Source organism: Pseudomonas sp. MWU13-2100 (assembly GCF_023242365.1).
Lineage (GTDB): Bacteria > Pseudomonadota > Gammaproteobacteria > Pseudomonadales > Pseudomonadaceae > Aquipseudomonas.
This window is the reverse complement of sequence record NZ_JALLIX010000002.1, coordinates 21647-46985: the sequence shown is the minus strand read 5'-3', so window position 1 is coordinate 46985 and position 25339 is coordinate 21647. Positions and strand designations below refer to the sequence as shown.

Annotated in this window: 24 protein-coding genes; 22 read left to right on the top strand and 2 right to left on the bottom strand. The window is 63.3% G+C overall.

Features of this window, described 5'->3' with window-relative positions:
• Positions 1–156 precede the first annotated feature (156 nt).
• From M5B99_RS01920 to M5B99_RS01905, 4 genes are all read left to right on the top strand, one after another.
• Positions 157–1638: a helix-turn-helix transcriptional regulator gene (locus M5B99_RS01920; RefSeq protein ID WP_248802383.1), complete on the top strand. Its 1482-nt coding sequence runs from the start codon at positions 157–159 to the stop codon at positions 1636–1638.
• Positions 1639–1780: 142 nt separating this feature from the next.
• A complete protein-coding gene (locus tag M5B99_RS01915; RefSeq protein WP_248802382.1) occupies positions 1781–2023 on the top strand; it encodes a DUF1652 domain-containing protein in 243 nt (80 codons plus the stop codon).
• A gap of 74 nt (positions 2024–2097) precedes the next feature.
• On the top strand, positions 2098–3708 hold the full coding sequence (locus tag M5B99_RS01910) for a gamma-glutamyltransferase family protein (RefSeq protein ID WP_248802381.1): 1611 nt from the start codon (positions 2098–2100) through the stop codon (positions 3706–3708).
• 182 nt (positions 3709–3890) lie between these two features.
• Positions 3891–5183, top strand: coding sequence for a chloride channel protein (locus M5B99_RS01905; RefSeq protein WP_248802576.1), 1293 nt, complete (start codon positions 3891–3893; stop codon positions 5181–5183).
• 129 nt (positions 5184–5312) lie between these two features.
• Here M5B99_RS01905 and M5B99_RS01900 read toward each other — a convergent pair whose 3' ends face one another.
• The gene (locus M5B99_RS01900; protein WP_248802380.1) at positions 5313–5744 is read right to left on the bottom strand and encodes a hypothetical protein; all 432 of its coding nucleotides are present in this window, start codon (positions 5742–5744) and stop codon (positions 5313–5315) included.
• A gap of 82 nt (positions 5745–5826) precedes the next feature.
• Positions 5827–6699 (bottom strand): LysR family transcriptional regulator, encoded by an 873-nt coding sequence (locus M5B99_RS01895; RefSeq protein WP_248802379.1) that lies wholly within the window; start codon positions 6697–6699, stop codon positions 5827–5829.
• Between the two features lie 102 nt (positions 6700–6801).
• Between M5B99_RS01895 and M5B99_RS01890 the strand changes: the two genes are divergently transcribed.
• From M5B99_RS01890 to M5B99_RS01805, 18 genes are all read left to right on the top strand, one after another.
• Entirely contained in the window at positions 6802–7923 is a 1122-nt protein-coding gene (locus M5B99_RS01890) for a muconate cycloisomerase family protein (RefSeq protein WP_248802378.1), read from the top strand.
• 28 nt (positions 7924–7951) lie between these two features.
• Positions 7952–8242 carry a muconolactone Delta-isomerase gene (gene catC, locus M5B99_RS01885; RefSeq protein ID WP_103497458.1) on the top strand — a complete coding sequence of 97 codons (291 nt, stop codon included), beginning with the start codon at positions 7952–7954 and terminating at the stop codon, positions 8240–8242.
• A gap of 53 nt (positions 8243–8295) precedes the next feature.
• Positions 8296–9201 carry a catechol 1,2-dioxygenase gene (gene catA / locus M5B99_RS01880; protein WP_248802377.1) on the top strand — a complete coding sequence of 302 codons (906 nt, stop codon included), beginning with the start codon at positions 8296–8298 and terminating at the stop codon, positions 9199–9201.
• Between the two features lie 99 nt (positions 9202–9300).
• Complete coding sequence (locus M5B99_RS01875) at positions 9301–10269, top strand: AraC family transcriptional regulator (protein ID WP_248802376.1); 969 nt, start codon at positions 9301–9303, stop codon at positions 10267–10269.
• 85 nt (positions 10270–10354) lie between these two features.
• On the top strand, positions 10355–11731 hold the full coding sequence (locus M5B99_RS01870) for a Rieske 2Fe-2S domain-containing protein (RefSeq protein ID WP_248802375.1): 1377 nt from the start codon (positions 10355–10357) through the stop codon (positions 11729–11731).
• Complete coding sequence (gene benB / locus M5B99_RS01865) at positions 11728–12216, top strand: benzoate 1,2-dioxygenase small subunit (protein WP_248802374.1); 489 nt, start codon at positions 11728–11730, stop codon at positions 12214–12216. The genes M5B99_RS01870 and benB overlap by 4 nt, the downstream gene beginning before the upstream one ends.
• Before the next feature lie 10 nt (positions 12217–12226).
• Complete coding sequence (gene benC / locus M5B99_RS01860; protein WP_248802373.1) at positions 12227–13249, top strand: benzoate 1,2-dioxygenase electron transfer component BenC; 1023 nt, start codon at positions 12227–12229, stop codon at positions 13247–13249.
• Between the two features lie 10 nt (positions 13250–13259).
• On the top strand, positions 13260–14021 hold the full coding sequence (locus M5B99_RS01855; RefSeq protein ID WP_248802372.1) for a 1,6-dihydroxycyclohexa-2,4-diene-1-carboxylate dehydrogenase: 762 nt from the start codon (positions 13260–13262) through the stop codon (positions 14019–14021).
• A gap of 177 nt (positions 14022–14198) precedes the next feature.
• A complete protein-coding gene (locus M5B99_RS01850) occupies positions 14199–14552 on the top strand; it encodes a DUF2946 domain-containing protein (RefSeq protein ID WP_248800199.1) in 354 nt (117 codons plus the stop codon).
• A gap of 85 nt (positions 14553–14637) precedes the next feature.
• Entirely contained in the window at positions 14638–15663 is a 1026-nt protein-coding gene (locus M5B99_RS01845) for a TonB-dependent receptor (protein ID WP_248802371.1), read from the top strand.
• A gap of 16 nt (positions 15664–15679) precedes the next feature.
• Positions 15680–16189: a TlpA disulfide reductase family protein gene (locus M5B99_RS01840; RefSeq protein WP_248802370.1), complete on the top strand. Its 510-nt coding sequence runs from the start codon at positions 15680–15682 to the stop codon at positions 16187–16189.
• A 238-nt stretch (positions 16190–16427) separates the two neighbouring features.
• Positions 16428–17912 carry a carbohydrate porin gene (locus tag M5B99_RS01835; RefSeq protein WP_248800202.1) on the top strand — a complete coding sequence of 495 codons (1485 nt, stop codon included), beginning with the start codon at positions 16428–16430 and terminating at the stop codon, positions 17910–17912.
• Between the two features lie 110 nt (positions 17913–18022).
• The gene (locus M5B99_RS01830) at positions 18023–19162 is read left to right on the top strand and encodes a hypothetical protein (protein ID WP_248802369.1); all 1140 of its coding nucleotides are present in this window, start codon (positions 18023–18025) and stop codon (positions 19160–19162) included.
• The gene (gene efeB / locus M5B99_RS01825; protein ID WP_248802368.1) at positions 19159–20451 is read left to right on the top strand and encodes an iron uptake transporter deferrochelatase/peroxidase subunit; all 1293 of its coding nucleotides are present in this window, start codon (positions 19159–19161) and stop codon (positions 20449–20451) included. Before M5B99_RS01830 ends, efeB begins: the two co-directional genes overlap by 4 nt.
• Before the next feature lie 78 nt (positions 20452–20529).
• Positions 20530–21555, top strand: a complete 1026-nt coding sequence (locus M5B99_RS01820; protein ID WP_248800205.1) for an iron ABC transporter substrate-binding protein — start codon at positions 20530–20532, stop codon at positions 21553–21555.
• A complete protein-coding gene (locus M5B99_RS01815) occupies positions 21556–23136 on the top strand; it encodes an ABC transporter permease (protein ID WP_248802367.1) in 1581 nt (526 codons plus the stop codon). It abuts the gene before it with no gap.
• A gap of 8 nt (positions 23137–23144) precedes the next feature.
• Positions 23145–24215 (top strand): ABC transporter ATP-binding protein, encoded by a 1071-nt coding sequence (locus tag M5B99_RS01810; protein WP_248800207.1) that lies wholly within the window; start codon positions 23145–23147, stop codon positions 24213–24215.
• A gap of 70 nt (positions 24216–24285) precedes the next feature.
• Positions 24286–25317, top strand: a complete 1032-nt coding sequence (locus tag M5B99_RS01805) for a lysylphosphatidylglycerol synthase transmembrane domain-containing protein (RefSeq protein ID WP_248802366.1) — start codon at positions 24286–24288, stop codon at positions 25315–25317.
• The last annotated feature ends 22 nt before the right edge of the window (positions 25318–25339 follow it).

Genomic DNA, 25339 nt, shown 5'->3' with positions numbered 1-25339 from the left:
ACCCTGCCGAACGAGCACCGCAGAACCTGTGGGAGCGGGCTTGTCGGCGATGGCGTCCGGATGGGCGCGGCAAGGCTCAAGGGCTTCATCGCCGGCAAGTCGGTTCCCCCAGGACGTGTGCCCCGGCATCGACCGCCATGTCACTTGGGAGAAACGATGAGCCAGGATGTCCTCGCGACCGAAACCAACCGCCGTCAACTGCAGCAGATTATCGCCGGCCTGTCCGAAGGCGTGATCCTGATCGAGGTCGACCAGAGCATTCTCTGGGCCAACGAAGCCGCTCTGGCCATGCATGGCGTCAGCCAGCTCAGCGAACTGGGCACCAATGCCGAACAGTATCAGCAACGCTTCAACCTGCGTTATCGCAACAACCATCCGCTAAGCCCTGAGCAATACCCCATTGCCCGCCTTGCCAATGGCGAGACCTTTGATGATGTAGTGGTCGAGATGAGCGTCCAGACCGACCAGGAGCACCCCCTGTGCGTGTTGCGTATCAGCAGCATGATCCTGTCCAACCGCGCCGGCGCCCCCGAGTCCCTGGTGCTGATCATCAGTGACGCCAGCGACTGGGCCAGTGCCGAACAGCGCTTCGAGAAAGCCTTCAGCGCCAACCCGGCACCGGCGGTGATCTGCCGCCTCAGCGACCTGCGTTACGTCAAGGTCAACCAGGGCTTCCTGGAGATGACCGGCTATACCCGCGAACAGGTGATCGGCCGCTCGGTCTACGAACTGGACGTGCTCGAGGACGCCGAACGCCGGGACCTGGCCATCCAGCGCCTGGGGGAGGGCGCAACCATCCCGCAGATGCAGGCCGAGATCAGGCTGGCGGACGGTGGCAGCAAACTGGTGATCGTCGCCGGCCAGCCCCTGGATATCCACGCGGAAAACTGCATGCTGTTTTCCTTCATGGACCTGGAGCCGCGGCGCAAGATCGAAATCGCCCTGCGCCAGAGCGAGGAGCGTTTTGCCAAGGCTTTTCGCCTGACACCGGTACCGACCCTGATCTGCAGCGCGGACAACCAGCAATTGATGGACGCCAATGAAGCGTTCCTGAACATCACCGGGTATCCCGCCGAAGAACTGCTTGGACGCAGTGTCCAGGAGCTGGGGTTTGTCGAGGACGCGGCGGTCTGCGAACAGTTGTTCTCGGCCCTGGAAAGCGCCGGCAGCCTGGAGGGCCTGGACCTCAGGATCCGCCAGAAAAACGCTGAACCCATCGATTGCGTGCTGTCGGCCGACACCGTGCTGATCCAGAATGCGCGATGTTACCTGTTGGTGCTGACCAATATCACCGAGCGCAAACGTTCGGAGCTGGAGCTGGTGACGGCTATCGAGGCGGTGATGCAGGACGCGTCCTGGTTCAGTCAGAAACTGATCGAAAAACTCGCCACGGTGAAAGGTGTCAGCGCGCCCAACCTGCCGGGTTTTTCCCTCGCCGAGCTGACCCCGCGCGAGCGCGACGTGCTGGGTTTGATCTGCGAGGGGTTGGCGGACAAGGAAATTGCCGCGCGCCTCGAACTGGCCCTCAATACCGTGCGCAATCACGTGGCCACGGTGTACTCCAAGCTCGACGTCCACAGCCGCAGCGAGGCGATCGTCTGGGCGCGCGAGCGTGGCTTGTTTATCGCCAAGCGCTGACGGTGCAAATGCATCAGTGCCACCAGTGCATATACGGGTGTATAGGCGCCCGCGGTTTTTCTTAGCATGGTTGCCTGACGCGTGGGCGGATCGCCCGCGTGACGAATAATCAGGTACGGGACTCACCGGTGTGCTCTCTCTAATGGAATTACGCGTCTTGCTCGAAAACGGCTTTGCACCTCTGGCCTGTGAATGCGCGCTGGGCGATGCTTCACTGAGTGTCAGGGTCTATGATCCGGAGAGCGGACGGGTCGACCTGATGGTCACGGGCATTCCCCTGAGCGTGTTGCACCAGCGCGCAATGGCACTGCGGCTGCTGGAAGAGCTGCTGGAGGAGCTCGAATCCAATACGCTTGCGGCTGAGCGCAGTGCCGACGCCCGCTAAAGGATGCTCCGCGTACCCAAGCCTTTCTCAGCCGTGTGTTGTGAAACCAACCCTTGTTTGGAAGAGCCTTTGTCATGTTGAAGTTTTCTGCCCACGAATACCCTTATCCGTCGCAACGTCAGAGCGTGTTCGCCCGTCGTGGCATGGTCGCGGCCTCACAACCCCTGGCCGCCGAAGCCGGCATCGAGATCATGCGCAAGGGCGGCAATGCCATTGACGCCGCCATTGCCACGGCGGCGGCGCTGACGGTGGTCGAGCCCACCGGTTGCGGCCTCGGTGGCGACGCTTTCGCGCTGGTCTGGTGCAAGGGCAAATTGCACGGCCTCAACGGCAACGGCCAAGCCCCGGCGGCCCTGAGCATCGATGCGGTCAAGGCCGCGGGACACGCGCAGATGCCGCTCCATGGCTGGACGCCGGTGACCGTGCCGGGTTGTCCGTCGGCCTGGGCCGAATTGTCGAAACGCTTTGGCAAGTTGCCCTTTGCCGAGCTGTTGCAACCGGCCATCAGCCTGGCACGCGAGGGTTTTCCCGTGTCGCCGGTCATCGCCTATAAATGGCACCAGGCACTGGCGGCGTTCGGCCCGCATCGCGACGCCGTGCTCGAAGCCTGGTTCGAGACGTTCCTGATCGAGGGCCGCGCGCCCCGGGCCGGTGAGCTGTTCCGCAACCCGGCCCAGGCCCGGACCCTCGAAGAGCTGGCCGCCACGGCTTGCGAAAGCCTGTATCGCGGTGAACTGGCCGCGCGCCTGGATGCCCACTCCCGCGCCAGCGGCGGCTACCTGCGCAGCAGCGACCTGCAGGATTATCGCGCGCAGTGGGTCGATCCGATCCATATCAACTACCGCGGCTATGACGTCTGGGAGATCCCGCCAAGCGGCCAGGGCCTGGTGGTCCTCATGGCGTTGAAGATCCTCGAAGGTTTCAACTTCGACCATCGCGACAGCCAGCAGACCTGGCACCGCCAGCTGGAGGCCCTGAAGCTGGCCTACAGCGACGGCCTGCACTACATCACCGACCCCCTGCATATGCGGGTGGCAGTGGCGGACTTGCTCAGCGACGACTACAGCGCCCTGCGTCGTGGGCAGATCGGTGAGCAGGCGCTGCCGCCCGCGCCCGGCGATCCCCATGCCAGCGGCACGGTGTACCTGGCCAGTGCCGATGCCGAAGGCAATATGGTCTCGTTCATCCAGAGCAACTACCGTGGTTTCGGCTCCGGTGTGGTGCTGCCCGACAGCGGTATCGCCTTGCAGAACCGCGGCCAGGAGTTCAGCCTCGACCCGAGCCACGCCAACTGCCTGGCGCCCGGCAAGAAGACCTTTCACACCATCATTCCCGGCTTTCTCAGCCAGGGTGCGGAACCCCTCGGACCGTTTGGCGTGATGGGCGGCTATATGCAGCCCCAGGGCCATGTGCAGATGGTGATGAACCTGGTGGACTTCGGCCTCAACCCCCAAGCGGCCCTGGATGCACCGCGCTGGCAGTGGTTGGGGGAGATGAAGGTCGGTATCGAACAGGGTGCTTCACGAGACCTGGCGACGGCGCTGGCGCGGCGCGGCCATCAAGTGCAAATCGCCAGTGACCTGACCGAATATGGGCGTGGCCAGATCATCCTGCGCGACCCGGTCAGCGGTGTGTTGTGCGGCGGTACCGAACCGCGCACCGATTCTCATATTGCCGTGTGGTAATCGCTGGCCAGATCCTCCAGGTGGGTACCCATGTCGGGAAAGAGGCAACCACCTGAGGATCGGGTGACGCCCGGGTGGCTGGCAGAGCGGGATGTGCAGATGTCGCGGCAGGCGACATAATAACTTCCGGCGTGCGGCCATCCGGTCGTTGTGCACCCGACCTCGCGGAGTCTTGAATGGCCATGCCGGAATCGTCGCTACACACTGAAATCAAGGTTCGCTCCAAAGCCCACGCATTATTCGTTCTCTCCCTCGTGGTGATCCTGACCGGTATTGGTGCGGGCCTCGGCGGTACGCTGCTGGCGATGCTGTTGCATGCGATCCAGCACCTGGCCTATGGCTATGGCCAGGACAGCCTGACCAGCCATGAAAGTTTCCTGATCGGCGTGAGCAGCGCCTCGACTTCGCGCCGGGTCCTGGTCCTGGCGCTGTGCGGCGTGGTGGCCGGTCTGGGCTGGTGGGCAATCTACCGATTCGGACGCCCGCTGGTCGGAATCCGGAAAGCCGTCTCCTCCGATGCGCCAACGATGCCGCCCGGGACCACGGTGTGTCATGCGCTGTTACAGATCATCACCGTTGGCCTGGGGTCTCCCCTGGGCCGTGAGGTCGCCCCGCGCGAGATCGGCGCCTTGCTGGGCGCCTGGTTGTCGCGCAAGGCCAGGTTGGACCCCGATACGCACCGCTTGCTGATTGCCTGCGGCGCGGGCGCCGGATTGGCGGCGGTCTACAACGTCCCCTTGGGCGGTGCGGTGTTCGCCCTGGAAGGGCTCATGGTGGTCTTCAGCTGGCCGGCGGCAATCATTGCGCTGACTACCTCGGCCATTGCCGCCGCCGTGGCTTGGATCGGACTGGGGGCTCAGGTGCAGTACGTGGTGCCGAACCTGCCACTGACCCCTGGGCTGCTTATCTGGTCGGTGCTTGCTGGGCCGCTCTTCGGGCTCGCCGCCTATGGCTTCGTGCAATTGACGGGCCGCTCCCGCTTGAATGCCGCCCGCGGCTGGCGGCTGCCGGTGCTGTCCTTGATCAACTTCACCCTGATCGGCTGCGTGGCGGTCTATCTGCCCCAGGTGCTGGGCAACGGCAAGGGGCCGGCGCAGTTGGGCTTTGACGGTGAACTGACCCTGGGGCTGGCGGCCGCCCTGTTGCTGGCCAAGCTGCTGGTGACCTGTGGCAGCTTGCGGGCGGGGGCCGAAGGCGGGTTGCTGACGCCCGCCTTGGCGATCGGGGCGTTGATGGCGATTCTCCTGGGCGGGGTATGGAGTCTGGCCTGGCCAGGTATAGCGCTGGGGGCCTTCGCCATCGTCGGCGCGGCAGCGTTCCTGGCCGCATCCATGAGCATGCCGATCACTGCCATTGTACTGGTGGCGGAATTCACCCGGATCGACCACGATTTCCTGGTGCCGATCATTCTCGCGGTGGTGGGTTCAGTGTGCGTGAATCGCTTGTGCGAAGTACTCAACAGGCCAAAGCGTTGACTTCCCTGGCCGGCCCGACGCTCCCTGGCTGGTCGCATACCTTTGTAGGAGCAGAGCTTGCCCGCGAATCGCTGCAAGCGGCCATTCACCGCGGATCTGCAGCGCCTCCTTCGCGAGCAGGCTCTGCGCCTACAGGTCCTGTTTGTCCGGGAGACTGGCGACCGGCCGCAAGCCGCTGGAAAGTATCCTGCTGGCCCTCTTGGCCTTGGCCAAGCCGTCGGGGTCGCCATTGAGCAGGCCTTGCAGCGCACCGGCACACAGCCGCGACTGGAAGTCCTCGCGCCCGGCGAATTGCTGATGCAGCAACTCGACCCCTTGCAGCGCCATGGCCAGGATTGCCTCGATACCGCCCGGCCCCTGGATCGAACTGATCATCACATGCCGCAGGGCCTTCTTGTACTGGCTCTGGGTATGGATCGCGCTGATATCGACGCCGCTACCGGCAAAGACCTTCTCCAGCAACCCGCGCACGGCGTCGTCCTGGAGAAAGGGTTCGCCGCAGTCATCCTCGAACACCAGGCCCTTGGCGGTGAGGGTGACCCCCGTGCTGTGCTCGGTCATTCTGGCTCCTTGTAGATCACGGCAGATTGGCAGTTTGCAAGCAACCACGCGATCAGACAAATGAAACGCGCCCGGAAAATTGCTACTCCTCATGACTGTTCAATAATTGCAGGCAGCGTTGTAACACCTCCGAGACGTCGCCCACCCGGTAACTGAGTACGATCGGCGAGGTGATGCTGCTGTCCTGCAATGATGTGTAACCGATGTCATCCCGGTGCAAGCGCTGGACCGACGCGGGCACCAGCGCAATGCCGACCCCGGCCGCCACCAGGCCGATGGTGGTCTGCAGTTCGTTGGCCATCTGCGCTACGTGGATACTCAGGCCATGCCCGGCGAACACGCCGAGGACATGATCGGCATAGCTGGGGCGTGGGCTGGCGGGGTAGAGGATAAATGGCTGCGCGGCCAGCTCTTCCAGGCTGACCGCCCGTCCGAGCAACGGATGCCCGGCCGGCAAGGCCGCGACCAGGGGATCTTGGCGGAGGACTTTCTGGACGATGACCGGGTCATCGAACAGCATCCGGCCAAAGCCTATGTCGATCCGTCCGCTTTTCAGCGCCTCCAGTTGCTGCAGGGTGATCAGTTCCGACAGGCCCAGCTCGATATCGCCGAAACTGCGCAGGCGGCGGATCAGATCGGGCAGGGCGCCATAGAGGGTCGATGGCGCAAAGCCGATGCCCAGCCAGCGCTTGCGGCCGGCGGCCACGCGCCGGGTATCGTCACAGACCCGCTCAAGCTGTTCGAGCAACTGGCTGGAATGCTCCTGGAAAAACCGCCCGGCCGCAGTCAGGCGCAATGGCCGCGAGCGTTCCAGCAGCGGCACTCCCAACTCATCCTCCAGTTGCTGGATCTGCCGGCTCAGGGGCGGCTGGGCGATGTTCAACAGCTCGGCCGCACGGGTGAAGTTCAAGGTCTGGGCGAGCACCTTGAAATAGCGTAAATGACGAAGCTCCACGATACCTCCTGGGTATGAAGCGAGACTTATTCAATATTGGACCGGCGGCGCCTTGAGCGTCAATCTTGGCTCAAAGACCAACACCTCATAGATGGATACGCCATGAGCGCTGTAACGATCGAACAGTTCGATACCCAGATTGTCGACTTGCCTACCATTCGCCCGCACAAACTGGCGATGCACACCATGCACGGCCAGACGCTGGTCATCCTGCGTATCCGTTGCAGCGACGGAGTCGTCGGCCTCGGCGAGGCCACCACCATCGGTGGCCTGGCGTACGCCGGGGAAAGCCCGGAAAGCATCAAGGTCAACCTCGACACCTGGTTCGCGCCGCTGCTGATCGGCCAGGACGCCAGCAACGTCAACGCGGCCATGCAGCGGGTCGACCGGGCCATTCGTGGCAATACCTTCGCCCGCTCGGCGGTGGAAACCGCCTTGCTCGATGCCCAGGGCAAGCGCCTCGGGCTGCCGCTGGCCGAACTGCTCGGTGGCCGGCTGCGCGACGGCGTGGAAGTGGCCTGGACCCTGGCCAGCGGCGATACCGGCAAGGACATCGAGGAAGCCGAGCGCATGCTCGACCTGCGCCGTCACCGCCATTTCAAACTCAAGATCGGCGCCGGCGAACCGGCGAGGGACATCGCCCATGTCGCGGCGATCAAGCGCGCCCTGGGCGAGCGCGCCAGCGTACGGGTGGATATCAACCAGGCCTGGAGCGAGGCGGTGGCGGTACACGCCTGTCGTCAACTGGCCGATGCCGGGGTTGAACTGATCGAACAGCCGCTGTCCCGCCATGATCGCGCCGGCATGGTGCGTTTGAGCACCCACAGCCCGATCCCGCTGATGGCCGATGAAGCCATCGAGTCGGTGCAGGACAGCTTTGCCTTGGCGCAAATGGGCGCTGCGAGCATTTTCGCCTTGAAGATCGCCAAGACCGGCGGCCCGCGCGCCGTGCTGCGTACTGCCGCGATTGCCGAGGCAGCGGGCATCGGCCTGTACGGCGGCACCATGCTCGAAGGCAGCATCGGCACTCTGGCGGCCGCGCATGCTTTCGCCACCCTCGACAAGCTGGAGTGGCACACCGAACTGTTCGGCCCGCTGCTGCTGACCGAAGACATTCTGATCGAACCGCCGACCTATCGTGATTTCCAGTTACTGATCCCCAAAACCCCTGGGCTCGGCCTGGCAATCGATGAAGAGCGCCTGGCGCGGTTTGCCCGCCACTGACTTCCAGACCCGAGAGGACCTTCACACCATGCTTTTTCACGTCCGCATGACTGTCAAACTGCCCACCGACATGCCCGCCGAACAGGCCGCGCGACTCAAGGCCGACGAACGCGAACTGGCCCAGCGCCTGCAACGGGAAGGCACCTGGCGGCACCTTTGGCGCATTGCCGGCTTGTATGCCAATGTCAGTGTGTTCGATGTGCCGGATGCCCAGGCACTGCACGACACCTTGATGCAACTGCCGCTTTATCCCTATATGGAGATCGAGGTCATGGCGCTGTGCAGGCACCCCTCATCGGTCCATGACGACGACCGCTGAGCCCGGATTTTCCAAGGTTTGTATCCACAAGAACAATGATGAGGAACACCAGCATGACCGTTCGTATTTCCCAAACCGCCGAAGTCCAGAACTTCTTCGAAGGCGCCGCCGGCCTTGACCAGGCTGCCGGCAATCCACGGGTGAAGCAGATTGTCCACCGGGTGCTGAGCGACAGCATCCGCCTGATCGAAGAGCTGCGGATCTCGCCTGAAGAGTTCTGGAAGGCCGTGAACTACCTGAATGAACTGGGCAGCCGTCAGGAAGCCGGCCTGCTGGTCGCCGGCCTGGGTCTGGAACACTATCTCGACCTGTTGCTGGACGCCGAAGACGAGCAGGCCGGCCATGTCGGCGGCACCCCGCGGACTATCGAAGGGCCGCTGTACGTGGCCGGCGCGCCACTCTGCGAGGGCGAGGCCCGGCTGGATGACGGCCGCGATCCGGGCACTGTGCTGTTCATGCGTGGCCAGGTCCGCGACCTCGAGGGCAAGCCACTGGCCCATGCGCTGGTCGATGTCTGGCACGCCAACACCGGCGGCACCTATTCCTACTTCGACCCGGCGCAATCGGAGTTCAACCTGCGTCGGCGGATCCGCACCGACGCCGAAGGTCGCTATCGCTTCCAGAGCATCGTGCCTTCCGGCTACGGTTGCCCGCCGGATGGCCCGACCCAGCAGTTGCTCGACCAGTTGGGCCGGCACGGCCAGCGCCCGGCGCATATCCACTTCTTCATTTCCGCGCCGGGTCATCGTCACCTGACCACGCAGATCAACCTCGCGGGCGACCCGTACCTGCACGACGACTTTGCCTACGCCACCCGCGACGAGTTGATTGCCGAAATCGTCTTCAAGGACGATGCGAACGGGCGGCATGCGGAGATCGATTTCGATTTTGCCTTGCAGTCGACCGACGCCGCCAAGGAGCAGGACAAGCGTGAGCGGGTACGGGCGCTCGAAGCCTGACCCTCGCCGCGTTCAGGCGTTACAGGTCCCGCGTGCATCCGCCCGCGGGGCTTTTGTCGTCTAGCCAGCCTTGATAGAAAAACAAGAGAGGCTTTTCCCATGACCACCTTGTTGAGTGAACGCAGCCGGATTTTCGAACAGGCCGATGCCCATGCGGTCTCCGAGTATGTCAATCAACATGTCGGCAGCCATTGCATTCGCCTGCCGCCCACGGGCCGCCCGCAGGCGAGCATCAAGCACCGGACCTTTTCCAGTCTCGACCTCTGCCGCATCAGCTACGGCGCCCGGGTCCAGGTGACGTCGCCGGCGCTGGAAACCATCTATCACCTGCAGATCCTCCTGAGCGGGCATTGCTGCTCAAGTTCCCGGGGCGCAGAGCGGATCTATACACCCGGTGAGATCCTGCTGATCAACCCGGACGATCCGGTGAACCTGACGTATTCGGCCGATTGCGAGAAATTTATCGTCAAACTGCCGGTGCGCTTGCTGGAAAATGCCTGCCTGGACCAGCACTGGTTGCTCCCGCGCGAGGGCATCCGCTTCGACAGCCAGAGCCGCAACCTGGCCGGGCTGGACGGCTTCGTGCCCTTGTTGGCGCTGATTTGTCACGAAGCCGAGAGCTGCGCGGGGCCCGAGGTGCAGGCGCTGTACGAGCGGATCGTGGCCAGCAAGCTGTTGGCCCTGCTGGCGAGCAATGTCCAACGGGCCAGTCCTGATACCGAGGAAACCGGCGGCTTCGAGGCGGTGCGCGAATTTATCGAGGCGCATCTGTGCGATGAGATCGGCATAGAGCAATTGCGCGAGGTGGCGCGGGTCAGCGAGCGCTCCCTGTACTTACTGTTCGAACGGCATGTCGGCATCTCCCCCCGCGACTATGTGCGCCAGCGCAAGCTGGAACGGGTGCATGCGCTGTTGCAGCTACCGGGCGTCCGCAGTGTCACCGAAGTGGCGCTGGATCATGGCTTCGTTCATCTGGGGCGCTTCTCCGAAACCTATCGCAAACGCTTTGGCGAGCTGCCCTCGCACACCTGGCGTCGTCGGCGGGAAGCGCTTGCGCTGGGCGGATAGCGATTTGCAGGGGACGGATATTGTGGCGGTCGGGGCAGGCATAAGGTGAGGGCGCCTGAGACAAGAACAATGGAGGGCCCAGCCCATGACCGACACACTCGACAGACTCGCCTGCCAGATCCGCGAGTCGGTTCAGGAAGACCCCGCTCGCGGAATTTTCCGTTGCCGCCGCGATATCTTCACCGACAACGAACTGTTTTCGCTGGAGATGAAACACATTTTTGAAGGCGGTTGGGTCTACCTGGCCCACGAAAGCCAGGTCCCGGAGATCAACGACTACTTCACCACCTTCATCGGCCGCCAGCCGGTGGTGATCACCCGTGACAAGCAGGGCGTGCTGCATGGCCTGGTCAACGCCTGTGCCCACCGTGGTGCCATGCTCTGCCGCCATAAACAAGGCAACAAAGGCTCGTTCACCTGCCCGTTCCACGGCTGGACCTTCAGCAACGCCGGCAAGCTGCTCAAGGTCAAGGATGGCAAGACCGGCGCCTATCCCGACAGCTTCGACTGCGACGGTTCCCATGATCTGCGACGCCTGGGCCGCTTCGAAAACTATCGCGGCTTTCTGTTCGGCAGCCTGTCGGAGCAGGTGCCGACACTGAACGATTACCTGGGGGAAACCCGGGTGATCATCGACCAGATGGTCGACCAGGCCCCCGAAGGTCTGGAGGTGCTGCGCGGCAGCTCGTCCTATGTCTACGACGGCAACTGGAAGCTGCAGATCGAGAACGGCGCCGACGGCTACCACGTCAGTTCCGTGCACTGGAACTATTCGGCCACCATGCAGCGCCGCAACTATGAGTCCGAGGGCACGCGCACCGTGGACGCCAACGGCTGGTCAAAAAGCCTGGGTGGCGTGTATGCCTTCGAGCACGGTCATATCCTGCTCTGGACCCGTCTGCTCAACCCGGAAGTTCGCCCGGTGCATGCCCATCGCCAGGCCCTGGCCGAGCGTCTGGGTGAGGCGCGTGCCGACTTCATCGTCGATCAGACGCGCAACCTGTGTCTGTACCCCAACGTCTATCTGATGGATCAGTTCTCGACACAAATCCGTGTGGTACGGCCGATCGCGGTCGACAAGACCGAGGTGACGATCTATTGCATGGCGCCCAAGGGCGAAAGCGCCGGGGAGCGGGCCACCCGCATCCGCCAATACGAGGACTTCTTCAACGTCAGCGGCATGGGCACGCCCGATGACCTGGAGGAGTTCCGTTCCTGCCAGACCGGCTACCAGGGCTCGATCCCTCTCTGGAATGACCTTAGCCGCGGCGCGCGGCAATGGCTGGAGGGCGCCGACGAGAATGCCCGGGCGATGGGCATGCACCCGCAGCTCAGCGGCATCAAGACCGAGGACGAAGGTCTGTTCGTGCGCCAGCACGCACACTGGGCCGCCAGCCTGCTCACGGCGCTGGCGCGTGAGCGCAAAGATCTGATCGCCACGGACAAGGAGGAGCGGGTATGAGCCTGTCACGTGATCGCTTGCTGGATTTTCTCTATCGCGAGGCCCGGCTGCTCGACGACCGCCAGTGGGACGAATGGCTGCAATGCTACAGCTCGCAAGCCGAGTTCTGGATGCCGGCCTGGGATGACCACGACAGCCTGACCGAAGACCCGCAGCGCGAGATCTCGTTGATCTACTACCCCAACCGCGACGGCCTGGAAGACCGCGTGTTCCGGATCAAGACCGAACGCTCCAGCGCCAGCACTCCGCAACCGCGCACCGTGCACCTGATCGCCAACCTGGAAGTGCTGGGGAGTGACGGGCGGGAAGTCGAACTGCGTTTCAACTGGCACACCCTCAGCCATCGCTACAAGACCACGGACTCCTACTTCGGGACCTCGTTCTATCGCCTGGATGTCAGTGGCGAGCAACCACTGATCACCCGCAAGAAGGTGATACTCAAGAACGATTATATTCACCAAGTCATTGATATTTATCATATCTGAGGGCTATCCCATGACGTATCGCATTGCCCTGAGCTTCGAGGACGGGATCACTCGTTTCATCGACTGCAAGGTCGGCGAGAAGGTGCTCGACGCCGCCTTTCGCCAAGGGATCAACCTGCCCATGGACTGTTCCGACGGTGTTTGCGGTACCTGCAAGTGCCGTTGCGAAAGTGGCGCCTATGACCTGGGCGAAGACTATCTGGAGGAAGCCCTGGGCGCCGATGAGGCCGAACAGCGCCAGGTGCTGACTTGCCAGATGGTGCCTGGAAGCGACTGCGTACTGGCCGTGCCGGTAGCGTCCAGCGCCTGCAAGACCGGCATCTCGCGGTTCGACGCGACCCTGGCGGGCATCACTGCCCATGCCGACGCGGCCCTGGAAGTCCATTTCGAGCTCGAACAGGCGCCGGTGTTCCTGCCGGGACAGTACGTGAACATCGCTGTCCCCGGCAGTGAACAGACCCGCTCGTACTCGTTCAGCAGCCTACCCGGCGACCACCACGCCAGCTTCCTGATCAAGCATGTCCCGGGCGGGCTCATGAGCGGTTGGCTGGGCCGCGCCCAACTGGGTGAAAGGCTGTCGATGAGCGGGCCGCTGGGCAGTTTTTACTTGCGCGCTGTCACCCGGCCGCTGCTGTTTATCGCCGGTGGCACCGGGTTGGCGCCGTTTCTGTCGATGCTCGAAGTACTCGCCGAAGGCAACGAGTGTCAGCCGATCCACCTGATCTATGGGGTTTCCCGCGACCTGGACCTGGTCATGCTCGAGGCACTGCAAGAGTTTCGCGAGCGCTTGGCGAATTTCAGTTTCGTCACCTGTGTCTCCGATCCGCAGACCCGGCACCCGCGCCAGGGCCATGTCACCCAGCACCTGGCCCCGGGCGTGCTCAACGGCGGGGCGGTCGATGTTTATCTGTGCGGGCCGCCGCCGATGGTCGATGCCGTACGGCAGCACTTCAAGGCCGAGGGCGTGACCCCGAGCAGCTTCCACTACGAGAAATTCACCGCCAATACCCTGGCTACCGGCGCTGCCGCCTGAGGAGATCGTCATGAACCCACGTTTCAAGGACAAGGTCGCGCTGGTCACCGGCGCGGCCCAGGGTATCGGGCGGCGGGTGGCCGAACGCTTGCTGGAGGAGGGCGCCTGGCTGGTGGCCGTGGATCGTTCCGAACTGGTCCACGAGCTGCGTGGCGAGCGGGTTCTCAGCCTGACCGCCGACCTGGAGCAGCATGTTTCAGGCAAGGAAGTCATGCGCGCCGCCCATGAACGTTTCGGCCGGATCGATATCCTCGTCAACAACGTCGGCGGGACCATCTGGGCCAAGCCTTTCGAGCATTACCAGGAAAACGAGATCGAAGCCGAGGTACGCCGTTCGCTGTTCCCGACCCTATGGTGTTGCCATGCGGTATTGCCCTACATGCTCGAGCAAGGCCGCGGGGCGATCGTCAACGTGTCGTCGGTGGCCACGCGGGGGATCAATCGAGTGCCCTATGGCGCGGCCAAGGGCGGGGTCAATGCCCTGACCGCCTGCCTGGCCTTCGAGACCGCCGGCCGTGGGATCCGGGTCAATGCCACGGCGCCGGGAGGAACCGATGCACCACCGCGGCGGATCCCACGCAACACCCAGGCGCCCAGCGCGGAGGAACAGGTCTGGTACCGGCAAATCGTCGAGCAGACCGTGGACAGCAGCCTGATGAAGCGTTACGGCAGCATCGACGAGCAGGCTGGAGCGATATTGTTCCTCGCCTCCGACGATGCCGCCTATATCACCGGCGTAACCTTGCCGGTAGGAGGGGGGGACCTGGGCTGAGCCCCTTTCAGACTGGGGGCCGGGCGGTGATGCGCAATTCCGCGAAGCATTGCGTGCTGCGGCACAATGCCGCAATCGATGGCGGCGAGTTGTGCGACTGACCGTTGTTTGTCACTCTTGCGGTCAATAACAATCAGCGACGTCACTTTAGTGTCTGTGTCCCGGGTTCCCCACTCATTGCGTCAGCTTGCCATGTGCCTGGCGATGCTCGCGGCATTGCTGCCGAGCGTGATGCTCTGGCTGCCGGCTGCCCATGGGCAGCCGATGGCGATGGGCGAACACTGCAACATGGCCGGCATGAGCGGACACGTCCAGCCCCCCGGCAGCCATGATTCGGCGCCGGATCAATATCACGAATGCCATTGCCTGCTGTGTGTCGTGCATGCGGTCGACATCGGTCTACCGCCCAGTCTTGTTCAGTGGCAGCTTTCCGGCCGCGTCGACGTGGTGCTGGCGCCGGCGATCTACCCACCTTATATCGGCACTGCCTGGCTGGTCGCCGAACCACGCGGTCCACCGGCTTTTTCCTGATTTTCCTTGCGATGACAAGTCCTCCCCAGCCTGCCGGGGAGGTTTGCCCCTATGCGTTGCAACTCAATCCAGGAATGCCAACCCCATGGTCATGCCATCAATGCCCCGTACCCGTCGGAACGTATTGCCGTTCGCGGTTCTAGCTGTCAGTGCCTTATTCCCGCACCTCGCGTTGGCTTGTGCCAGTTGCGGCTGCACCCTCAGTTCCGACTGGGACAACCTCGGTATCAGTAACTCGTCGGGGCTGAAACTCGACCTGCGTTATGACTACCTGAACCAGAACCAATTGCGCAGTGGTAGCCACGGCATTTCTCCGGCTGCCGCGAGCCAGGTCTCCAACAACGGCAACCCACAGGAGGTGGAGAAGTACACGCGCAATGACTACCTGACGCTGGGCCTGGACTACAGCTTCAATGCGAGCTGGGGCGTGGATCTGCAGGTACCGTATATCTTTCGCAGCCACAACACCTTGGGCACGGCGTCGGATGGCGCCACCCCGGGTGATGGCGGTGGTCAGTACAGCTCGAAGACCTCCAGTCTCGGCGACGTCAAGGTCATCGGCCGCTATCAGGGCTTTACACCGCAGCATAACCTGGGGCTGTTGTTCGGCTTGAAACTGCCCACGGGGGCCCACGACGATACCGCCGCGTCGACCGATCCGACCGCCCCGGGCCCGGTCGCGATAGATCGTGGCCTGCAACCTGGCACCGGGACCACCGACGGTATCCTGGGGGTCTATTACATGGATACGCTGAACAAGAACTGGGACTACTTCGGCCAGGCCATGCTGCAAAAGGCGCTGGACTCAAGCGATCACTATCGCCCTGGCGATGGCGTCAATCTGAATGTCGGCCTGCGTTACATGGGTAACGCCTATGTCATGCCGCAGATCCAGGTGAATGTCCGACATGTCGAGCGCGATGTCGGGGCCAATGCCGACACCGTCAGTACCGGTGGCACCCTGGCTTACCTCAGCCCGGGCATGACGGTGCCGGTCGGCAAGAAAACCTCGCTGTACAGCTTCGTCCAGGTGCCGGTGTACCAGAATGTCAACGGTGTGCAGCTTGCTCCGCGCTATACCGCGACCATCGGCGCCCGATACGCGTTCTGACCCGGAGGGAAACCTGATGGACGCAAAAAAGCTACTGCCATGGCTCGCGCTCTGTTGCAGCCTGGTCTGCCTGCCCGCCCGGGCGGTTGATGTGGGCGAGCATGCCCCCGACCTGACCGCGAAAACGCTGAACGGTGAAACCTTCGATCTTCGGAAACTCGCCGGTCAAGTGGTGATAGTGAATTTCTGGGCCTCCTGGTGCGAGCCGTGCCGAGAGGAAATGCCCGCCATGGAAACCTATTACCAGCAGCACAAAGGCGAGGGACTGAAGATCATTGCGATCAGCATGGATGAGCCGGAAGACGAGGCCATGGTGCGCAAGGTGATGGCACGCTACAGCTATCCGGCCGCCTTCCAGCGGGATGCCGAGTTCAAGGGATTTGGCCGCATCTGGCGCATGCCGATGACCTATGTCATCGACAGGCACGGTGTAGTGCGCAAGGACGGTAGCGTGGGCGACCCGAAAATCGACCTGCCATTGCTGGATCGGTTGGTGAGCCCATTGCTGGCCTCGCATTCGCCCTGACCCCGCAAGCAATCGCCGAGTGCTCCGGCACTCGGCTCCCGCCCGGAGCGAGGGGGAAAAGTTTCATCTTTGACCAGGAAAATTTCATCTGAAACAAATTGTATTAATAAAATTCCGGGACTACTATGCGCGCAAATTCGAGAGCGTTTCTCATTTCGATTCTCATTTTGATCCTTTGCCCGCGGCGAACGCCTGAGCGCCGCGCTGCTTCAAGGATCAAGTCCTCCTGGAGTCATCGATGCGCGCACTGTCGTACCACCGATCCACACAGCGTGTTGTCCTGTCGACCGCATTGGCCTGCTCTGTCGCCTGGTTATGGGTCAATCCCGCCAGTGCGGCAGCTGCTGCGCCGGCCGCCAACCCATCTGTCGCGACCGACGACGTCAACCCCGCTGACCTGCCCGAAGCGGATCTGGCGATCAAGGCGGCGCCTGCCGGCCAGTGGACCGGTTTCCTGACGCGGCAGAACATGCTCGGTGATATCGGCGGGTTGCGCTCCAGCCTGGCGGCTTACGGCGTGACCCTGGGCCTGACGGAAACCAGCGAATACCTGAACAATGCCAAGGGCGGCTTGAATCGAGGCGGGGACTACGACGGTCTCACTACCATGACGCTGAAACTCGATACCCTCAAGCTTTTCGGCCTGGCTGGCGGCACCCTCAACATCAGTGCCGTGAACGTTCACGGGCAAAACCTCAGCGCGAACAAACTGGGCACCCTGCAGACCGCCAGCGGCATCGAAGCGGACACCGGCACCCGTCTCTGGGAAGCCTGGTACCAGCAGAAATTCCTCGATGAGGCCCTGGACTTCCGGGTCGGCCAGCAAAGCATCGACCAGGAGTTCATGGTCAGCCAGTACGCCAGTACCTTCGTCAACACCATGTTCGGCTGGCCGGCGGTACCATCCTACGACATGCCGGCCGGTGGCCCGGCCTATCCGTTGTCCGCCCTCGGGATCCGTGTACGGGTCCATCCGACCGATGCGATCACCGTACTCGCGGGCGTCTATGACGGTAACCCGGCCGGTACCAACGACGGCGACCCGCAACGACAGAACGCCCACGGCACCAACTTCGACCTGCACACCGGCGCGCTGTACATCGCCGAGCTGCAGTACGGTGTCAACCAGGCCTCGCTGGGTCAGACGGAGAGCGCCAACGCCGGCTTGCCGGGTACCTACAAGCTCGGCGCCTGGTACAACACCCAGAACTTCGCCGACCAGCGCTACGGCACCGACGGGCTGTCGCTCGCCGATCCGAACAGCAATGGCACCGCGACCCAGCACTCGGGCAACTACAGCGTCTACGCCGTGGCTGACCAGATGATCTGGCGCCAAGCCCCGGACAGCCTGCGCTCGGTGGGCGTGTTCACCCGCCTGATGGGCGCACCGGGCGATCGCAACCTGATCAGCTTCAGCGCCAACGCCGGTGTGACCCTCGCCGCGCCTTTCGAAGGCCGCGATGCCGATACGGTCAGCCTCGGGCTGGGCTACGTCAAGGTCGGCAGCGGCGCCGCGGGCCTGGATCTGGACAGTGGCAACCGCGTGCGCAATGGCGAGACTTTTCTTGAAGCGACCTACCAGTATCAGCTGACCCCCTGGCTGCAACTGCAGCCGGACATTCAGTACACGCTCAATCCGGGAGCAGGGCAGAACCCCAACGATCCGACGCTGCGAATGGGCGACACGCTGGTCTGGGGCTTGCGCACCAACATCACTCTCTAGGTCGGGCGCTGGCCGGGCGCTTTGCATCCGCCCAAGCGCACCGATCCGCTTTGTTTGACTGCGGCCCTGCCTGACAGGGCCTGCCGACTTCGAGAAATCAGGAGTATTGCATGACGTATTCGAGCCTGCCGCGCCTGGGCAAAGGCCTTTTGGCCCTGGCCACGCTATTGACCTTCAACATCGTCCTGCCGGTCCACGCGGACGACACCCAGGGCTTTTTGCCGAACATCCACAAGCACCAGACCCTGACGTCCACAGTCCCGGACAATGGCGACCAGAACCCCTACGCCATTGCCGTGGCACCGGTGTCCGCCGGGAAAATCCAGAAGGATGACGTGCTGGTCGACAACTTCAACAACGCCGCCAACCTGCAGGGTGTCGGCACGACCATTGTCGATTACAACCCGACCACCAAGCAGCTGTCGCTGTTTACCCAATTACCCCATGACTTGCCGCAGTGCCCGGGTGGCGTAGGCCTCAGCACCGCGATGACCATGCTCAAGAGTGGCTGGGTGATCGTCGGCAGCACCCCGAGCAATGACGGGACCACCGACACCAAGGGCGCCGGTTGCCTGGTGGTGCTCGACCCGAACGGCAAGGTCGTCGATGTCTGGTCCGGGCCGAATATCAATGACCCGTGGGGCAACATGGCGGTGATCGACAATGGCTCCACCGCGACCTTGTTCGTCAGCAATGCCGGCTTTGGTATCGGCAGCGCCAAAGGCACGCCACCGGTGGTGATCCAGTCGACGGTACTGCGCCTGGACCTGTCCATCCCACAAGGCAAGCCTCCGGTGATCACCAACCAGACCGTGGTCGGCAGCGGCTTCAGCGCCCAGGCGGACAAAGGCGTGTTCCTGGTTGGGCCGACCGGCCTGGCGATGGGCAAGGACGACAAACTGTACGTCTCCGATACGCTCGCCAACCGCATCAGCGAAATCTGGGATGCCAGCACCCGGACCACCAGCGCCGGTGTCGGCCGTACGCTGACCAAGGATGGAATGTTGCTGCGTCCGCTGGCACTGACCACCGCACCCAATGGCCATCTGCTGACCACCAACGGCTTGAACGGCAAGGTCGTGGAGATCGACCCGCAAACCGGCAAGCAACTCTTTGCCCAGTGGATCGATGCCAACAAGGCTCAGGTCCCACCTGGCAACGGCGATCTCTTTGGCCTGGTCATCACCCCCGGCGGTGACGGTTTCTACTACGTCGAAGACGATGTGAACATGTTGGTACTGGCCAAATGAGCCGCCACGACGAAAACGTTCCCGGCCTGTCCCGGCGTCGTTTCCTCGGTGCGGCCAGCAGCCTGGCGGTTGCCGCGGGCGTGATCGGCAGCGGTGGCGTGGCCGCCGCCGAGCGCCTGGCGAAGCCACGGGCGCTGTCCGCGGTGGAGCCATTCTATGGCGTGCACCAGGGCGGCATCGTCACGGTGCAGCAGACCCACTCGCTGTTTGCCGCGTTCGACCTGGAAGCCACCCAGCGGGCGGATGTGATCGCGCTGCTCAAGCGCTGGACCGTTGCCGCCAACCGCATGAGCCGTGGCGAGACCGCACAGCCGCTGGCGGTACCCAAGGATGCCGCGCCGCTGGACGGAGGTTCGGCCGAGGGGCTCCGGGCGTCTCGCCTGACCGTGACCTTTGGCTTTGGCCCGGGCTTGTTCATGAGCGACGGCAAGGATCGTTATGGCCTGGCATCGCGGCGCCCGGAAGCGCTGGTCGATCTGCCGAAATTCAACGGTGACCAATTGGTGGCCGAGAAGTGCGGTGGCGACCTGAGCATCCAGGTCTGTGCCGATGATCCGCAGGTGGCCTTCCATGCGCTGCGCGAACTGCTCGCCCTGGCGGATGGCGTGGCCCTGATCAAGTGGATGCAGTCCGGCTTTACCAGCCCTCCGGCTGGCGGTGGCACTACGCGTAACCTGATGGGCTTCAAGGACGGCACCAACAATCCGTCCACTCGCGACGGCCAGATGATGGACCAGGTGGTCTGGGTCGGCGATGAAGGCGGCTGGATGAAGGCCGGCTCCTATGTCGTGGTGCGGCGCATCCGTATCGCGCTGGAGCACTGGGACAGGACGGAACGGGGCTTCCAGGAAGAAGTGGTGGGCCGTGACAAGGCCAGCGGCGCGCCGCTGGGCAAGGCCCACGAGTCCGACCCGCTGGATCTTGGGGCCCAGGACAAGGAAGGCAACCCGGTCATCCCGGACAACGCCCATGCACGGCTGTCCGCCGCCGCCGAAAACGACGGCGCGCAGATCCTGCGTCGCGCCTACTCCTACAACGACGGCGTGGGTTTTTACGCAGAGCGTTGGCCACCATGGCGCCAGGGCATGATGCTCGATGCCGGGTTGTTCTTCGTGGCTTACCAGCGCGACCCGCGCAGCGGCTTTATCAAGATCAACAAGAAACTGGCCACCCAGGACATCATGAACCAGTTCACCACCCATGTGGGGAGCGCGATCTTTGCCTGCCCACCGGGTGCCCGCGAGGGTTCGTTCATCGGTGCCGGATTGTTCGAAGGGCTCGCCGGCTAAGCGCTGCCGAGCAGGGCGCAGCCTCTATCGGGATGCGCTCCTTTGCCTGTAATCATCGCTGTATTGGGAGTATTCCGAATGTCTTTCAAGGTTTTCAACAACAGGTTGCCGCGCGCTTTCCAATTCGCTTGCCTGGCAGCGGCGATGCTGACCTGTGGTGTCTCTCAGGCCGCCTCGCTGACCCTGTACAGTGCGCAACACGAGCAGACCGTCAATCAACTGGTCAAGGATTTCGAAAAGCAGACCGGCATCTCGGTCAAAGTGCGCACCGGTGAGGGGCCGGAACTGGCGGCGCAGTTGCTGGCCGAAGGCAGTGCCTCGCCCGCCGATGTGTACTTCACTGAAAACTCTCCCGAACTGATGTTGCTGGAGGAGAAGGGCCTGCTGGCCCCCGTACAGCCCGCGACCCTGTCGACTATCCCGGCGCGTTACAGCTCGCCGAGCGGCGCTTGGGTCGGTGTGTTGGCCCGTGAGAACGTACTGGCCTACAACACCAAGCTGGTCAGCGCGGCTGAATTGCCGGCCTCGTTGCTCGACCTGGCCGAACCGGCCTGGAAAGGCAAGGTGGCCATCGCTCCCGCCGATGCCGATTTCCTGCCCCTGGTCAGCGCGATGCTGGCGGTCAAGGGCGAGGCCGGCACCTTGCAGTGGCTCAAGGGCCTGCGCACTAACTCACAGATTTTCAACGATGACGAAGGCGTCACCGCTGCCGTCAACCGTGGCGGCGTTGCCGTCGGTCTGCTCAACAGCTACTACTGGGCGCGCCTGCACACCGAAGTGGGCGACAAAGGGACCCACAGTGCGCTTTATCACTTTGCCAACGGTGATGTCGGGGCGCTGGTCAACGTGTCGGGCGTCGCGGTCCTGAAGACCACGCGCAACCAGGAAGCAGCGAACAGGTTTGTCGCCTATCTGACCAGCGAAGGTGCCCAGCAATTGCTGGCCGGCAACAAGGTGACCTACGAGTATCCCCTGCGTGCAGGCGTGGCTGCGGACCCGCTGCTGATGCCGCTCAGCCAGCTTTCGCCACCTGCGTTGGATATGAAGACCTTGGGTGACGATAGCCACGCGGTCAAGTTGCTGCGCCAGGCCGGCCTGCTGTAAATGGCCAAGCCGACCATTGCGGTCAAGTCCGAACGGCACACGCCGTTCGGACTTTTGCTGGTCTGTGTCGTCGTGGCGCTGCTGGTGCTGGCGCCACTGGCCTTCACACTCAAGCAGGCCGCGAGCTTCAGCTACGATGACGCGGTCGAATTGTTGTTCCGACCCATTGTCGGGGAACTGGCGGTCAATACCTTGCTGATCGTCGGGGCGGCCACGCTCGCCTCGGCCCTGATCGGTACGGCAGTGGCCTGGTTCGTCGAACGCACCTATCTGCCGGGCCGAAGTGCCTGGGCCGTGCTCGCGGCGGTGCCGCTGGCCATGCCGCCCTTCATCACCAGCTATGCGTGGGTCTCCTTGAGCCTGTCGCTGCAGGATTTCTCCGGTGCCTTGCTGGTGGTCACCACTGCCTACTATCCGCTGGTTTACCTGCCGGTCTCGGCCGCGCTCAGGGGCATGGACCCGGCGTTGGAGGAAACCGCCCGTTCCCTCGGACTCGGCCCGTGGCGTTGCTTCTTTCGTGTGGTGCTGCCACAGCTGAAACCAGCCTTGCTGGGCGGGGTGCTGTTGGTCGCCCTCAGCGTGCTGTCCGAGTTTGGCGCGTTCGCGCTGTTGCGTTTCCGGACCTTTACCACCGAGATCTATGCTGAATATCGTGCCAGTTTCGACGGTGCCGGTGCGGCCTTGCTCGCCAGCGTGCTGGTGTTGCTGTGCCTGATCTGCCTGGTGGCAGAGTTCAAGGTACGCGGCCTCAGCCGTTATGACCGGCTCGACCGTGGCACACGCCGATCGGCCACCCGCTACGAACTGGGCCGGGCAAAGTGGCTGGTATGCACCGGGTTTGCCGGTTTGACCGTGACGACCCTGGGCGTTCCCCTGGGCATGATCGGTTACTGGCTGCTGCAGCACAGTGAAGCCGCCGTGACGCCGGTCGAGTTTTCGGCGGAGCAATTGATCAGCACGACCTGCGCATCCCTGGGCTTTGGCCTGGCCGGGGCGCTGCTCACCACTTTGCTCGCGTTGCCGCTGGGGTTTTTGTTGGCGCGTTTTCCGGGCCGTATCAGCACCTTGCTGGAGCGTATCGCCTACCTGGGGCAGGGCGTCCCGGGCATTGTCATCGCCCTGGCGGTGATTTCGATCTCGATCCGCTTCATCCAGCCGCTTTACCAGAGCGCGGCGTTGCTGATCCTGACCTATTCGATCCTGTTCCTGCCGCTGGCCCTGGTCGGTGTGCATGCAACCCTGCTGCAGATCGAACCGCGCCTCGAGGACACGGCCCGCTCGTTGGGCCTGCGTTGGTGGCAAACGGCATGGCGGGTGATCCTGCCGCTGGCCGGTCCGGGGATCGGCGCTGCGGCCTCGATGGTATTTATCAGCATTGTCACGGAACTGACCGCCACCCTGCTGCTGTCGCCCATCGGCACCCACACGCTGGCCACGCAGGTCTGGGTCGATACCTCGGCGCTGGCGTTTGCCGCCGCCGCGCCGTATGCCGCCATGCTGGTCGGCATTTCACTGTTTTCCACCTGGCTGCTGATGTCGTTGTTCGGCAAATCGGCGGTGTTGGGTAGCTTCCAATCATAGGGATCGACATGGCTGATGTAGAAATTCGCGGCCTGCGCAAGACGTTTGGCAACACCCCGGTATTGCGTGGCGTCGATTTGTCGGTGGCATCCGGCAGCCTGGTGGCGATCCTGGGCCCGTCCGGCAGCGGCAAGACCACCTTGTTGCGGCTGCTCTGCGGTTTCGAACGCGGGGATGCCGGGACGATTCAGATCAATGGCCGGCAGGTCAGTGGCCCTGGTGTATATGTGCCGTCGGAGAAACGTCATATCGGTTATGTGCCGCAGGAAGGCGCGCTGTTTCCGCACCTGTCGGTGGCCCAGAACATTGTCTTTGGCCTGTCGCGACAGCAGCGCAAGGCCCGCCACCGGGTCGCCGAGTTGCTCGAACTGGTCGGCTTGCCCGGCGACTTCGCCAATCGCTCGCCGCATTCATTGTCCGGCGGCCAGCAGCAACGGGTAGCGCTGGCTCGGGCGCTCGCGCCAGCGCCGGCCCTGGTCCTGCTCGATGAGCCGTTTTCCTCGCTGGACGCCGCGTTGCGCGTGGAAACCCGGCAAGCGGTGGCGCAGGCCTTGTCGGCCGCGGGCGCCACCGCCTTGCTAGTTACCCACGATCAGTCCGAGGCGTTGTCGATGGGCAGCCAGGTCGCGGTGTTATGGAAGGGCGAGCTGGTACAAGTGGCGAGCCCCGAGCAGTTGTACCGGATGCCGGTGAGTCCTGAACTGGCGCGTTTTGTCGGCGATGCCATGCTGTTGCCGGGGATCGTCAATGGCACTGCTGTCGCGTGCGCCCTCGGCTCTTTGCGCCTGATGGTGGCAATGCCCGACGGGCCGGCACAGGTATTGCTGCGGCCAGAGCAGATCAGGCTCGCAGCGCTGCATGACGGCCTGGGCAGCGGGGCTGGCCGGGCGCGGGGCAGGGTGCTGAAAGTGGACTACTACGGGCACGATGCCTGTGTGCACCTGTGTCTCGCGGACGATACGACCGTATCGACAACACTGATTGTCCGGTTGCCCGGCCATTTATGCCCTCGTCCGGGCGATGAGGTGGCCATCAGCGTTGAGGGCGAGGTGCTGGCCTATGGTGTTTTTCGTGATTGATATGGATCAAGCACACTCGCCGATACTGGGCCAGAATCAAGTCATCCGCTGAACTGCCCAGGGGCATGGCATGTCTGTTAAACCGCCCACTCCAGCTTTTACCAAGTCGCAAGAGCCCGAAGAAGGTCAGCATTACAGTCGTTTTGCGCTCTGGATAACCTGGTTGCTGGGCGCGGCGATGCTCGCGACAGTCATTGCGGTTGCGCTGCGGTTCGCTGAAGTCGAATCCTTTGCACGGTTGCTGACCCGGGCGCAACCGCTATGGCTGGTCGCCGCCTTCGGCTTTCAGGCCCTGACCTATGCGGCACAGGGACAGATCTTTCGTGTCGTGCTCAAGGCCGGGGGGCAACACCTGTCACTCTGGGATGCGGGCAAGCTCAGCCTGATGAAGTTGTTCGTCGACCAGGCCCTGCCATCCTCCGGCGTCAGCGGGGCCTTCGCGGTGGTCGCCTCCTTTGTGCGGCTCGGATTCGCCAAGCCGGTGGTTCTGGCCTGCCTGGTGCTGGATCTGTCCGCCTACTTCCTGGCCTATGTGCTCACCGTCGGCCTGGCGTTGCTGGTGGTGGTGTTTCAGGGCCATGGGACCGCGACCGTCATGATCACCTGCCTGGTATTTGTTGCGGTCAGTCTGGCGCTGGCCGTCGTGACCCCCATGTTGGCCGGCAATAGCGATCTGGCGGCCCGTGTGCCGGGTCAGCGCTTTGCCATTGTCGCCAAGAGCGTTTCGTTGCTCACCGGCGCGGACAGGCAGTTGGTACGCAGTCGCGCATTGCTCTGGCGCATCACCTTGCTGGAATTGACCATTATCCTGCTGGACAGCGCCACGTTGTGGCTGTTGGTCCGGGCCCTGGGCGTATCGGCACCGCCGCTGGGCTTGTTTGCCGGCTTCATGTTGGCCAGTGTGTTGCGCAGCATCGGGATTGTGCCGGGTGGTCTCGGGGCGTTCGAAGCCGCTGCCGTGGTGACGTTGCACTGGGTCGGGGTGAGCATCGCGGTAGCGCTCTCCGCCACGCTGCTGTTTCGTGGCCTGACCTTCTGGCTGCCCATGCTGCCTGGCCTCTGGCTGGCGCATCGTGAGTGGCATGGCTCCGACAGGGGATAACGGGGTGGCGAGGTTGTATTGG

Bases quoted from the DNA above. Each gene is read 5' to 3' on its own strand.
- M5B99_RS01920 (WP_248802383.1), top strand. From the start codon at position 157: ATGAGCCAGGATGTCCTCGCGACCGAAACCAACCGCCGTCAACTGCAG.
- M5B99_RS01915 (WP_248802382.1), top strand. From the start codon at position 1,781: ATGGAATTACGCGTCTTGCTCGAAAACGGCTTTGCACCTCTGGCCTGT.
- M5B99_RS01910 (WP_248802381.1), top strand. From the start codon at position 2,098: ATGTTGAAGTTTTCTGCCCACGAATACCCTTATCCGTCGCAACGTCAG.
- M5B99_RS01905 (WP_248802576.1), top strand. From the start codon at position 3,891: ATGCCGGAATCGTCGCTACACACTGAAATCAAGGTTCGCTCCAAAGCC.
- M5B99_RS01900 (WP_248802380.1), bottom strand. From the start codon at position 5,744: ATGACCGAGCACAGCACGGGGGTCACCCTCACCGCCAAGGGCCTGGTG.
- M5B99_RS01890 (WP_248802378.1), top strand. From the start codon at position 6,802: ATGAGCGCTGTAACGATCGAACAGTTCGATACCCAGATTGTCGACTTG.
- catC (WP_103497458.1), top strand. From the start codon at position 7,952: ATGCTTTTTCACGTCCGCATGACTGTCAAACTGCCCACCGACATGCCC.
- catA (WP_248802377.1), top strand. From the start codon at position 8,296: ATGACCGTTCGTATTTCCCAAACCGCCGAAGTCCAGAACTTCTTCGAA.
- M5B99_RS01875 (WP_248802376.1), top strand. From the start codon at position 9,301: ATGACCACCTTGTTGAGTGAACGCAGCCGGATTTTCGAACAGGCCGAT.
- M5B99_RS01870 (WP_248802375.1), top strand. From the start codon at position 10,355: ATGACCGACACACTCGACAGACTCGCCTGCCAGATCCGCGAGTCGGTT.
- benB (WP_248802374.1), top strand. From the start codon at position 11,728: ATGAGCCTGTCACGTGATCGCTTGCTGGATTTTCTCTATCGCGAGGCC.
- benC (WP_248802373.1), top strand. From the start codon at position 12,227: ATGACGTATCGCATTGCCCTGAGCTTCGAGGACGGGATCACTCGTTTC.
- M5B99_RS01855 (WP_248802372.1), top strand. From the start codon at position 13,260: ATGAACCCACGTTTCAAGGACAAGGTCGCGCTGGTCACCGGCGCGGCC.
- M5B99_RS01845 (WP_248802371.1), top strand. From the start codon at position 14,638: ATGGTCATGCCATCAATGCCCCGTACCCGTCGGAACGTATTGCCGTTC.
- M5B99_RS01840 (WP_248802370.1), top strand. From the start codon at position 15,680: ATGGACGCAAAAAAGCTACTGCCATGGCTCGCGCTCTGTTGCAGCCTG.
- M5B99_RS01835 (WP_248800202.1), top strand. From the start codon at position 16,428: ATGCGCGCACTGTCGTACCACCGATCCACACAGCGTGTTGTCCTGTCG.
- M5B99_RS01830 (WP_248802369.1), top strand. From the start codon at position 18,023: ATGACGTATTCGAGCCTGCCGCGCCTGGGCAAAGGCCTTTTGGCCCTG.
- efeB (WP_248802368.1), top strand. From the start codon at position 19,159: ATGAGCCGCCACGACGAAAACGTTCCCGGCCTGTCCCGGCGTCGTTTC.
- M5B99_RS01820 (WP_248800205.1), top strand. From the start codon at position 20,530: ATGTCTTTCAAGGTTTTCAACAACAGGTTGCCGCGCGCTTTCCAATTC.
- M5B99_RS01815 (WP_248802367.1), top strand. From the start codon at position 21,556: ATGGCCAAGCCGACCATTGCGGTCAAGTCCGAACGGCACACGCCGTTC.
- M5B99_RS01810 (WP_248800207.1), top strand. From the start codon at position 23,145: ATGGCTGATGTAGAAATTCGCGGCCTGCGCAAGACGTTTGGCAACACC.
- M5B99_RS01805 (WP_248802366.1), top strand. From the start codon at position 24,286: ATGTCTGTTAAACCGCCCACTCCAGCTTTTACCAAGTCGCAAGAGCCC.